Raw genomic sequence first — 11,464 nt, 5'->3', positions numbered from 1 at the left:
CTCCGCCGTCGGGCTCCCGGCCTCCTGCTCCCGCAGCACGCCGATGATCTGCGCCTCGTTGAACCTGCTCTTCTTCACGTCCGTCTCCTTGCTTGGACGGACTCTCACTCAGAACGAGGGATCAGGAAGGGGGCAGGTCAGGGCCTATTGTGGCTATACGCATCAAGACCACATGTGGCATGCCGTAGGACACGGTTCGTCTCCCGACGAGAACGGCCGACAATAGATCCATCAGGGCTTGATCAGGCAGGCGTGCTCAAAAGATCCAGTCAGAACCAGTGTTGCTGATCCCGGCGACAAAGCCTGGTGCGTCGACGAACATGAAGTCGCTCTGGCGCAGGTCCGCCCTGAAGACCCCCTGAAGGAGAACGCCCCCTTCGGGATCAGGGTCACGGTCCGTGTTCCAGGAGACGAACGCGCCCTCCGCCCGGTCGACGACCATTACCTGGTCCGGCCGGATGTCCCGCAGAGCCAGGTGATCGAAGGCGCCCTGCGCTTCACCGCGAACCTCCATGTCCGTGATCATGTCGAAGCCGCTATGGGGATCGACGATGAAAGCGTCGGCCCCGGTTCCGCCGGTGATGGTGTCATCGCCCATCCCGCCTTCGATCATGTCGTGGCCGGCGCCCGCGTCGATAGAGTCAGCGCCATCCATGCCCATGATGTCGTCGACCATGGCTCCGCCAACCAGGGTGTCGGCACCCTTGCCGCCATCCAGCCGATCCATACCGTCGCCGCCTTCGAGTTGGTCGTCGCCGGCGTCGGCCTGTAGGACGTCGTCGCCGCCCAGGCCAATCAAGGTGTCGGCTCCGTCTCGACCGAAGATGTTGTCAACGCTGGCGCCCCCAGTCAGGGCGTCGCCTTGGCGCTCGCCAACGATCACCTGGTAGGCCTCGTCGCCGGTGAAGGCGAGGCTGACGTCCCCGTCACGGAGGGCGGCGTCCGCCGCTTGGTCGAACCGTTCGCCTGGAAGATCACGGTGTCCGAAGGTCGGACCTTCGACGCTCGGGCTCGGGCGCTCTGCAGCGGGTGCAGTCGCATCGCGCGAGGCCGGCGGCAGGTCGGGCGCATCGGCGAACATGAAGTCGTCCTGGGCGAGCTGCGACTTGGCCACGCCTTCCAGCAGCACCGAGCCGCCCTGCCAGCTGACGCGGACGCCGGCGGTCGTCTCCTCGAAAGTCAGGTCCTCCCAGCGAAGGTCGCGCAGCGCCAAATGGTCGAACATCCCCGGGCCGGCGGTGAAGTCGCGAATGACGTCGTTCCCACTGGTCGGGTCCACGGCGAATGCATCGGGCCCGGCCCCGCCGACCAGAGTGTCATCGCCCATGCCGCCATTTAGATCGCCGTGGCCTGCCCCCTCGTCGAGGTAATCGGCGCCGGCGCCGGCCATCAGAGCGTCCGCGGCTTTGCCGCCGTAGAGGCGATCGCCGCCGCTGCCGCCGGTGAGCCGATCGGCCCCATCTCCGCCGCTCAGGGTATCTCGGCCCTGGTCGCCGTAGAGCACGTCGTTCTGGCGCGTACCGGAGAGCTGGTCATCGCCGTCCAGACCCCAGAAGTGGTCCCGATCGCCTCTTCCGCCAAGGACGTCGCGCCCTGCATCGCCAACGGAGACCTGATAGTCGTACCGCTCGCGGCCGGCACGGAAGTCAAACGTAAATCCATCGGCGGCCATGTACTGACTGGCCAGGTCCTGGAGAGGCGTATCCCTCCAATCATGGGAAAGCTTGTGTGACATGGCGGGGCCTAGCTGAAGATTGCTACAATGGGAATGTTCGCTGTCGTTCCATTGCAAAACGGCAATGCGAGTCCGCAACTCATCTTCAGACCGGAAGTTCCGCCATCGTCTTCATTTGCCACCCCGGCGGATTTTTCAGGACTAGCGATTGAAGGACGGCCGCCGCTTGACGGGGTCCGACGGCTCCTTGCCTTCCGTCAGATCTGCGAGGATCGGGCAGTCCGGCCGATCGTCGCCGGCGCAGCAGTGCGAAAGGTGGCGCAGCGTGTCGGCCATCGCCTGCATCTCGCCGATGCGGGCGTCGAGATCCGCCACGTGGCGGTCGGCGATAGCCTTCACCTCTCGGCTCGGGCGCCCCCGGTCCCGCCACAACGACAGAAGCTGAGTGATCTCCTCCATTGAGAAGCCCAGGCTGCGGGCGCGTTTGATGAAGCGCAGCTCGTTGATCTGGCGATCGTCGTATTCGCGGTAGTTCGAGTCCGTCCGGCTCGCCGGCCGCACCAAGTCGATCTCGTCGTAATAGCGGATCATCTTGGCGGTCACGCCGGTGGCCTTTGACGCCTGACCAATATTCATGCGGCGGCTCCTTGAACGGCGGGTTGGGATGGGGCTGCTCGGGCGGCCACAGGCTTGAAGGCGCGAAGGCGCAGGGCGTTGGCGAGCACGCTGACGCTGGAGAGCGCCATCGCGCCGGCGGCGACCATGGGCGAAAGCAATAGGCCGAAGGCCGGAAAGAGCAGCCCGGCGGCGACCGGGATCAGCACCACGTTGTAGCCGAACGCCCAGACCAGGTTCTGGCGGATGTTCCGCAGCACCGCACGGCTGAGCGCGATCGCCGTGGCCACGCCGCGCAGGTCGCTGCGCATCAGCACCACGTCGGCGCTCTCTATGGCGATGTCCGTTCCGGCCCCCATGGCGACCCCGACGTCGGCGCTCGCCAGGGCCGGGGCATCGTTCACCCCGTCGCCGACGAAGGCCACGCGACCATAGCGTTGCTGAAGGTCCTTCACGGCGGCGACCTTGCCGTCGGGCAGCACGTCGGCGATCACCTCGTCCAAGCCGAGCGCCGCGCCAACCGCCTGCGCCGTCCGCCGATGGTCCCCGGTGATCATCACTACCTTCAGACCCGCTGCGTGCAGCATCGCCAGCGCCTCGGCCGTGGTGTCCTTGATCGGATCGGCCACGGCGAGGATGGCGGCGAGTTCGCCGTCGACCGCCGCGTAGATCGGCGTCTTGGCCTCACCCGAGAGGCGATCCGCGTCGGCGGCGAAGGCGGCGACCGAGACGCCGAGTTTCGCCATGAAGCGGTCCGCGCCAACCTGGATCCGCCGGCCGTCGACGAGCGCTTCAGCGCCGAAGCCCGGCAGGGCTTCGAAGCGGGAGGTCTCGGGCAGCTGCAGGCCGCGGGCTTGGGCCGCCTCGACGATCGCCTGGGCGATCGGATGTTCCGAGCGGCTTTCGACCGCCGCCACCAGGCGCAGGAGATCGGACTCCGCGAATCCATCCGTGACGCGGACATCCGTCAGGACCGGCCGACCGAGCGTCAGTGTCCCTGTCTTGTCGAAGGCGACCGCCTGGACGTCGCGCAGGCTCTGCAGGGCCTCGCCACGGCGGAAAAGGACGCCCAGCTCCGCGGCGCGGCCGGTGCCGACCATGATCGAAGTGGGGGTCGCCAGGCCCATGGCGCACGGGCAGGCGATGATCAGCACCGCCACGGCGTTGACCAGCGCGAAGCTCAGCGCCGGGCTGGGGCCAAAGACCAGCCAGGCGGCAAAGGTCAGGACAGCGCCGACGATGACAGCCGGCACGAACCAGCTGGTGACCTTGTCGACGAGAGCCTGGATCGGCAGCTTGGCGCCCTGGGCGGCCTCCACCATCCGCACGATCTGGGCGAGCAGGGTGGCTGCGCCCACCTTGGTGGCGCGGAAGCGGAAAGTCCCGGTCTTGTTGACCGTGCCGCCAACCACAGCGGCGCCCGGACCTTTCTCGACCGGGATCGGCTCGCCCGTGATCATGGATTCATCGACGTAAGAGGCCCCGTCCAGGACCTCGCCGTCCACCGACACCCGTTCGCCCGGCCGGACCACGACGATGTCGCCGACCAGGACCTCGGAGACGGGAACCTCGAGGACGACGCCCGCCCGCTCCACGCGCGCGGTCTTCGCCTGCAGCGTCATCAGACGCTTGATCGCCTCGCTCGTGCGGCCCCTCGCCTGGGCCTCGAACAGGCGTCCGACCAGGATCAGGGTGACGATCACGGCGGCGGCTTCGAAATAGATGTGGTTGGCTCCGGCCGGCAGCAGCCCGGGCATGAAGGTGGCGACGGTCGAATAAGCGAACGCGGCCGTCGCGCCGAGCACCACCAGGGAATTCATGTCCGGCGTGCGCCGAACGAGGTTCGGCACGCCCTTGCGATAGAAGCGCAAGCCCGCAGCGAACAGCACGAAGGCGGCCAGCGCGAAGCTGATCAAGCGCCAGGGCTGCTCGCCGATCGTGCTCGCCAGGAGATGGTGGGCGCCGGGCACGAAGTGGCGGCCCATCTCGACCAGAAACAGCGGGATCGTCGCCAGGGCGGCGAGGCCCACCGCGCGCTTCAAGCCCCGGATCTCCGCCGCGCGCGCCTCGCGTTCGCGATCGGAGAGGTCCGGGCCGGCTTCGACGATCGGGGCGGCGTGGTAGCCGGCCTTCTCGACGGCGGAAACGAGGGCGGCGATATCAGCGCCCTCGAGCACGGTGACTGTGGCGCGCTCCGTAGCCAGGTTGACCTGCGCTTGCAGCACGCCCGGCGCGGCGCGAAGCGCCCGCTCCACCCGCCCGACGCAGCTGGCGCAGGTCATGCCCTCGATCTTCAGCTCGAGGGTTCGTTCAAGCGGCTCGTAGCCGGCCTTGCGGATCGCTTCGACGACGGCCTCGGTTTGACTGTCGGGCGTGAGTTCCACGTGGGCGCGCTCGGCGGCGAGGTTGACCGAGGCGCGAACGACGCCCGGGACAGCTGAGATCGCCTTCTCCACGCGGCCGACGCAGCTCGCGCAGGTCATCCCGAGGATGGGAATCTCCAGCGGCTGAAGGATTTGTGCGGGCATTTGGCAGCTCCTCAAGGACGATGCCCAACGCAGATGGGCCTTCCCATGATAGGAAGGTCAAGCGCGAGTAATCAGGCCGCCGGCTGCGACCGCGCGCCGTCGGAACTTGTTTCTGATACGCGCGCGGAGGGGCCTGCCCCTCGGGGAACGGCAAATGGCAAAGGGGGCGCGAGCAGATCCTCACGCTCACGACAAACCGAGGCGTCGGCGGCGTTACAGTTGCGGATCACCGAGATGCTCGGTTGACCAGCCACAAACACCCGCAGGACGCTCGGTTTACAGTTCTGGCCACCCTTTACGAGCGGCGATCTCCTGGCGCAGAGGAGGCAGGGCTCTTCGACGCGGCGTGGCAGCGCGGCTTGCGTGGTCGACAGCGAGCGTCACGGGCCGATCTGAGCGTGCTTGTTGCGTGTCACCGCTTGGTCCAAAGACAGCATCTGGATCCGCCAGCGCTCACCGACATCGTCGCGAACGTGGCCTTAGGCCGCTCAGCGGCATCTACCTGGCCGCGTCCTAACCGCCAGCGGGAGCGCTACAGCTCGCCCCTGGCGAGACCGTGGCGCTGACCCCGGCGTGGGACATCGCTGCTATCGCGTATACGCGTGGTCGTCGAAAGGTTTATCGCCCTCGGCGGCGCCGCCCAGGGATTGAGACGGCGCCGCTCTCGCTAGCGAGGGTCAGTGGACCGTCGCCAAGAGACTATTTGCCTAGCAGCTGGCGGCACTGCGCATGGCTCATGCCCATGGTGTTCACCGCCCCAGTCTTATCCGACGAATGGCTGTGCGTGGCCCCTTCGCCCATTTCTAGCATCTTTTCACAAGCCGCTCGCTGCTCAGGGGTCGATGGCTCATTCGTTGTCGCGCACGCGGAAAGCGCACCCGCTGCGGCGATCACGCCCCAGATATACACCCTTTTCATCATTCTTCCGTCTCTCCTACTAGGCGCTTACACCGATAACATCGGTGCGGGTTGAGATGATAGTGATGGTGGTTTCTGTCACGTTTAGAGAGCTGGCGTGATGAGGAAGTGGGCATACAGTGCTCAAGCATGCCTCAGGATTGCGCAGAACGAATATAGATAAGCCGAGACGTAGTTGCCCTGCGTTCGTCGCCAGGCAGGGACGCCTGGACGGAGGGGTCAAGTCAGCGTTTGTTGCTGATGGCCGTGTCCACAAGGCTGTCGGGTGAGGTCCATCTCGGTGAAGTCGCCAAACAAAGCTGAGAGCGCCGAAGGCCGCCGCGGTGACGGGGAAGCTCGAGGCGAGGGATGTCCTCGAATAGACCAGTAGCCGAGCGGATAGCGCATGAAGGTTGCTCGGCGCCTTTGTCGCTAACAATCTTGGGCAGGCAGAAGCGCCCGTCGCATCGTGCCCCTGGGCGGCGAGAGGCCTACGATTCAACGCGAGACGTTTCAGGAGGGCTGGAAGCGACGAGCTGAGAGGGCGCAGCCAAGCGCAATTTTAGGCGGACCGTTGTGTGACGTTGACGCCGGGTGTTTGCTGATGCCGAGGCCCGTCTTCGCCGAGGCGTAGACGCTTCAGCAGCAGTGCGTTGACCGCGACCAGCACAGAGCTCCCAGACATGGCGATGGCCGCGACTTCGGGGCTGAGCGTGATGGGGTAGAAGACCCCCGCGGCCGCCGGGAAGGCGACAATATTGTAGCCCACGGCCCACCAGAGGTTCTGGTGCATCTTGCGCAAGGTCGCGCGGGAGAGCTCGACAGCCTTGACGACATCGAGGGTGTCGCTGCGCATCAGGACGACCTTGGCGCTTTCGATCGCCACGTCCGTGCCCGCGCCGATGGCGAAGCCGACGTCAGACTGGGTAAGGGCGGGGGCGTCGTTGACCCCGTCCCCCACCATGCCGACCTTGTTGCCCTGCGCCTGCAGCTCTTTGACTTTGGCGGCCTTGTCGCCGGGCAGCACTTCGGCCAGGACGATATCGATCCCGAGCTCGCGACCAATTCTCTGCGCCGTACCCAGGTTGTCGCCGGTGATCATCGCCACCTTGACGCCCAGGGCCTGCAATCGCTCGATGGTCTCGCGTGCAGTCGGTCGCGGGGCATCGGCGATGGCGATGAGGCCGATCACACGACCGTCGCGGGCGATATGGGCCACGGTGCGGCCGGCGCCTTGCAATTCGGCGGACTTCGCGGCGAGCGGACCCAGATCGATACTGTTTTCCTCCATCAACATGCGGTTGCCCGAGTAGACAGTCCGTCCGTCCACGAGGGCGCGAACACCCTTGCCCTCGAACGAAGCGAACTCCGTCAGCGGGGGCAATGTGAGGCCCTGCGCTCTTTCAAGCACCGCGACGGCGATGTGGTGCTCCGAACCCTGTTCGATGGCCGCGGCGATCGCGATGATCGTCGCCTCGTCGAACCCTGGCCCAGGGACCACTTGCTCCACCTTCGGTTGGCCCATGGTGAGCGTGCCGGTCTTGTCGAAGATGATGACATCGAGCTTCACGGCGTCCTCCAGCGCTGCGGCATCCTTGATCAGGATGCCATGGGCCGCGCCCAATCCGGTGCCGACCATGATGGCCATAGGGGTGGCGAGGCCGAGCGCGTCGGGGCAGGCGATGACAAAGACAGTGATGGTGAGCGTCAGCGCGAACAGCAGCGTCTGGCCGAGCACCCAGAACCAGGTTGCGAAGGTCAACAAACCAATGACGATCGCCGCCAGCACCAGCCACTGCGAGGCCCTGTCCGCCAAGAGCTGGGCTGGAGCCTTGGAATTTTGCGCCTCCTGGACAAGCTTGACGATCTGGGCGAGCGCGGTGTCGGAACCCACCTTGGTGGCGCGGTAGCGGAAGGCGCCGGTCTTGTTGATCGATCCGCCCACGACAGCATCGCGGACCTTCTTGGAGACCGGCAAAGATTCCCCGGTGAGCATCGACTCATCGATCTCCGACGCGCCCTCTTCGATGACGCCGTCGACCGGAATCTTGCCGCCGGGCCTGACCGCCACGAGGTCGCCGACCTCCACCTCGGAGGTTGAGATTTCTACTTCGACCCCGTCGCGGATGACCTTTGCGGTCGGCGGGGCGAGATCCATCAGCCGCCGGATCGCCTCGGACGCACCAGCCCTCGCGCGCATCTCCAACCAGTGTCCGAGCAGGATGAATACGAGCAGCAGGGCCGAGGCCTCGTAGAAGTTCGCGGCCTCGAAGAAGAAGGTCGTGCCAACGCTGAAGAGGTAGCCTGTCCCAACGCTGAGCAGCACGAGCACGGCCATGTTGAACACGCCGCGCCGCAGAGCTCGCGCCGCAGCAATGAAGAAGGGCCAACCGGGCCACAGAATTGCGCCGCTCGCGAGTACAAACAGAACCAGTTCTAGATCCCAGCCAAACGGCGGCTCTACCCGCAGGAAGTCCATGCCCATCGGGGCCAGAAAGAAGATGGGAATGGTGAAGGCGAGCGCCGCCACGAACCGGTTGCGCATATCGCGAGCCATGGACTTCATATCCATGCTGGGCCCGTGGCCCATGCCCGCCATAGCGTCGTGCTCGCCGTGTCCCGCCTTTGGTGCGGCCCTGCCCGCGGCCGCCGCCGGGGGGCCATGCTCGTCGATCGCCTCGGCTCTTAACGCGTCTTGTCCAGGGGCGCAGACGTGGCGCGGCACGACTTGCCCGGCGCAATGAAAGCCGCAGTCCCGCACCGCCTGTTCAAGCTCGGCGGGGCTGACCTGCGCCTCGTCGTAGGTCACGGTGGCGCTGGCTGAGGCGAAGTTGGCCGTGACCTGTCTGACGCCCTTCAGACCCGCGAGCTGCTTCTCGACCACCAGCGGATCCAAAGGCGTCCGGAAGCCAGATACGTCGACGGTCGTTGTGCGCATGGCATACCCCTGCGGTGGCGGCGCTGGACGTGCGGATCAAACTGGAGAACGCTGGGCGTCGCCTGACCGGCGCAGGCGCGGGATGAAAGCGGGCGTGGCGCGCTTGTACGCGGCATAGGCTTCGCCGAAGCGGGCCGCGGTCTCGCGCTCTTCGCTGACGGCCAAGCGCCAGTACATCACCACCAGGACCGGGAACATCGCGAGCGTGAGCAGTGTCGGCCATTGCAGCAGGAAGCCGAACATCACCAGGACGAAGCCGACGTATTGCGGATGTCGGACCCGGCTGTACGAGCCGGTCGTCGCCAGCTTGCCTTCACGCTGGGCGCGATACAGCACCGGCCAAGCCGCCGAGATCGCCCAGAAACCCCCGCCAATAAAGGCGAAGCTCAGCAAGTGGAACGGACCAAAATGGGGGTTAGCCTTCCAGCCGAACATCATCTCGAGGAGGTGACCGGCGTCGTGCGACCACCAGTCGACGTTCGGGAAACGGCTCTGCAGCCAACCTGACAGGAAGTAGATGGTCAGCGGAAAGCCGTACATCTCAGTGAACAAGGCCACGAGGAAAGCGCTGAACGCGCCAAACGAGCGCCAATCGCGCGCCGTCCGCGGTTTAAAGAAGGTCAATGCGAAGAAGATGAATAGCGCTGAATTCAGGATCACCAAGGACCAGAGGCCGTATGCGGGCGTATCGGACATTGCGGCCTCTTCTATAACCTGTGCTGGTGGGTCTGGACCCCGGTTTTCGGCGCCTGATCTTCACCGTCGCGACTGCCGTCGTGACCGCCATGTCCCCCATGCATGCCCAGATGAAGAAGCGGGCAAAGGAGCAGCAGCAGGAAAGGCAGCCAACCCAGCACGTGCAGACGGTGCTCGCCTACCAAGAGGAAGATCAGGCCAGCGCCTAAGACGGCGATGACCAGCCCTGTGAGGAGCATTCGCAGCCCCTGGGTGGGGCGCGCGCGCCTATCGGGGGTCCCAGGCCCAAAAGGGCCCCCTGAGAGCGATGCAGGGCGACTTGGCGGTGATTGTCGATGTTCCATCTGAAAAGCTCCTCACCCAGGCGCTCGACCGCGCCCTCGCACAACCGACGCGTAGGACGACGCAGATCGGGACACGTCATTACAGCGCGACGAGAAGGACTCTCCGCCGCAACCGCTTGGAGGGTAGCTGGTCATCGGACTCTCCTAGATTACACGGCCCGCGTAACATCGCTGGGGCCGCCACTAGGCCTTGAGCAGCTTTTCGGCCCTCGTCCTGGCCCAGCAATCGGCAAGAGCGCAGCTCTGGCACTTCTCGGCCATGACCTGACGCAGGGCGTTGCGGGCGCGGTGGAGGCGCACGGCGGCGTTGTTGGCGGTGAGCTCCAGATGGTGGGCGACAGCCTTCAGGGGGCGCTCATCGAGATAGGTCTCGGTGAGGATCTGGCGGTACTCCGACTTGAGCTCGCGAAGGGCGGCCTTCAGGCAATCGCTCGGAGCGACGAGGTCCTCGTCCGTGTCGGCCGCGTCCGGCGCAGGCTGGACGGCCAGAGCATCGAGTGTGCGGCGCCGGACGGCGGCCCTGCGGTAGCGGTCGACCACCAGCCGGCGCAGGGTGACGCCCATCCAGGCCTGAGGGCGCTCGGCGGCGCCCAGTGATTCAGCGTGCTGCAGGAACTTGATAGCGGCGTCCTGCCAAGCGTCCTCGGCGTCTTGCTGCGACGGCAGACGGCTGCGCAGGAAGCGTATCTGGCGGGGCCGTTCGGCGGCCAGCTGCAAGGCCAGATCGTCCCTGCCGCCTTGAGGATCAGCAAGGCCCCGCGAAGATTCCAACGGATGGAATGTCGCTCCACTATCATCACTCTCGAATATTGCGGCTGTCGCGTGCAGCATTCGAATGTCCCCCGATCTGTTCGCGTGGAGCTTCAACGGGAATGAAACCGCCTTCTTTGATCGCGATCAAGTTCAACATTTAAGTGGCAAAGTAAAAATTTATTTGAGGGATTTTGTCGCCCCGTGCGTATTGCCGCGTATCTTGGGCGTCGCGTGTGCTGGCAGGGCGATCACGCTCCGGGGGACGTCTTGCCCAGCCACTTCCGGCCATGATGATCGACTTTACCTGCGGCGTTGGGAGCCGGCGCATTCGGGCCTGACGCTGCTGGCTTTGTTCCTGGCCGTGAATCCGGTGGGTTTTGGCGTGACCCTGGGGGCCCGCGACTTTAGTGGCGAGGCGCTCTGAGCGAGATGCCGCTCCAGCGCGCTTGGGAGCGGACCCTTAGGTCCGCTCCCGGCGCATCACCTGACCGGGGACGATCAGGCCAGGGGCGAGCGAGGGGGGGCGCTCGCCCTTTCCGCGGCTCAGCGCCGGCCGCGAAAGTAGTTGTAGAGACCGCCGCCGAAAAAAGCCGCGTACCAGCCCCAGGCGAAAGCCGCGACGGCCCCGAACGCGATGTTCGACGGGTCGCGCCAGTCAAGCGAGGGCATGACGCGGGCGAGCAGATGCTCGGTATCCGCGGGCAGCAGATAGACCAGCGCGGCGCACAACACGAACGTCAGCAGAAAGAAGAGCGAGAGGCTCCAACCTAGGGCCATCAACTGCACGCCGGACCTGATGCTCTGCTGATTCATCACTTCCCTGCGGCTCATCGCGTCTCCTCCAATGGCCCGCTCGGGCCGTCCTTGAAACAAGACGCCAGGGTCGGCTGAAGCTTACAGACAAGGGGGTTCTGCGAAGTTGGAGCCCCCCTGTAGCGCCAGTCCGGCGCCGAGTTCACTGCAGGTGCGTGAAAGGGTTGCAGCGCTACAGCCAGGATTTGACCCCGCGCTCAATCTT

9 protein-coding genes are annotated in these 11,464 nt (G+C 65.6%); 1 reads left to right on the top strand and 8 read right to left on the bottom strand.

The genetic code is table 11. From position 1 onward, the window contains the following. Window positions 1-256 precede the first annotated feature (256 nt). The 7 genes from Q8K84_RS15705 to Q8K84_RS15675 form a co-directional block, all read right to left on the bottom strand. Window positions 257-1,735, bottom strand: coding sequence for a calcium-binding protein (locus tag Q8K84_RS15705; RefSeq protein ID WP_305283643.1), 1,479 nt, complete (start codon window positions 1,733-1,735; stop codon window positions 257-259). A gap of 141 nt (window positions 1,736-1,876) precedes the next feature. Continuing rightward, on the bottom strand, window positions 1,877-2,311 hold the full coding sequence (cueR, locus tag Q8K84_RS15700; protein ID WP_293318592.1) for a Cu(I)-responsive transcriptional regulator: 435 nt from the start codon (window positions 2,309-2,311) through the stop codon (window positions 1,877-1,879). Next, window positions 2,308-4,818 (bottom strand): heavy metal translocating P-type ATPase, encoded by a 2,511-nt coding sequence (locus tag Q8K84_RS15695; protein ID WP_305283642.1) that lies wholly within the window; start codon window positions 4,816-4,818, stop codon window positions 2,308-2,310. Before Q8K84_RS15695 ends, cueR begins: the two co-directional genes overlap by 4 nt. A 1,459-nt stretch (window positions 4,819-6,277) precedes the next feature. After that, window positions 6,278-8,599: a cation-translocating P-type ATPase gene (locus tag Q8K84_RS15690; RefSeq protein WP_305283640.1), complete on the bottom strand. Its 2,322-nt coding sequence runs from the start codon at window positions 8,597-8,599 to the stop codon at window positions 6,278-6,280. Window positions 8,600-8,689: 90 nt separating this feature from the next. Next, window positions 8,690-9,349 carry an isoprenylcysteine carboxylmethyltransferase family protein gene (locus Q8K84_RS15685; RefSeq protein WP_257817682.1) on the bottom strand — a complete coding sequence of 220 codons (660 nt, stop codon included), beginning with the start codon at window positions 9,347-9,349 and terminating at the stop codon, window positions 8,690-8,692. A gap of 11 nt (window positions 9,350-9,360) precedes the next feature. Next, window positions 9,361-9,588: a DUF2933 domain-containing protein gene (locus Q8K84_RS15680; protein WP_257817683.1), complete on the bottom strand. Its 228-nt coding sequence runs from the start codon at window positions 9,586-9,588 to the stop codon at window positions 9,361-9,363. A gap of 288 nt (window positions 9,589-9,876) precedes the next feature. Continuing rightward, window positions 9,877-10,410, bottom strand: a complete 534-nt coding sequence (locus tag Q8K84_RS15675; RefSeq protein WP_293396277.1) for an RNA polymerase sigma factor — start codon at window positions 10,408-10,410, stop codon at window positions 9,877-9,879. A gap of 118 nt (window positions 10,411-10,528) precedes the next feature. Between Q8K84_RS15675 and Q8K84_RS15670 the strand changes: the two genes are divergently transcribed. Further along, window positions 10,529-10,870: a hypothetical protein gene (locus Q8K84_RS15670; protein ID WP_305283639.1), complete on the top strand. Its 342-nt coding sequence runs from the start codon at window positions 10,529-10,531 to the stop codon at window positions 10,868-10,870. Window positions 10,871-10,989: 119 nt separating this feature from the next. Here Q8K84_RS15670 and Q8K84_RS15665 read toward each other — a convergent pair whose 3' ends face one another. Next, window positions 10,990-11,277, bottom strand: coding sequence for a hypothetical protein (locus tag Q8K84_RS15665; protein WP_305283637.1), 288 nt, complete (start codon window positions 11,275-11,277; stop codon window positions 10,990-10,992). Window positions 11,278-11,464: the final 187 nt, after the last annotated feature.

This window comes from Phenylobacterium sp. (assembly GCF_030679875.1).
Taxonomy (GTDB): Bacteria; Pseudomonadota; Alphaproteobacteria; order Caulobacterales; family Caulobacteraceae; genus Phenylobacterium.
The sequence above is the reverse complement of the archived record's forward strand: the minus strand, read 5'-3'. Positions and strand labels throughout refer to the sequence as shown.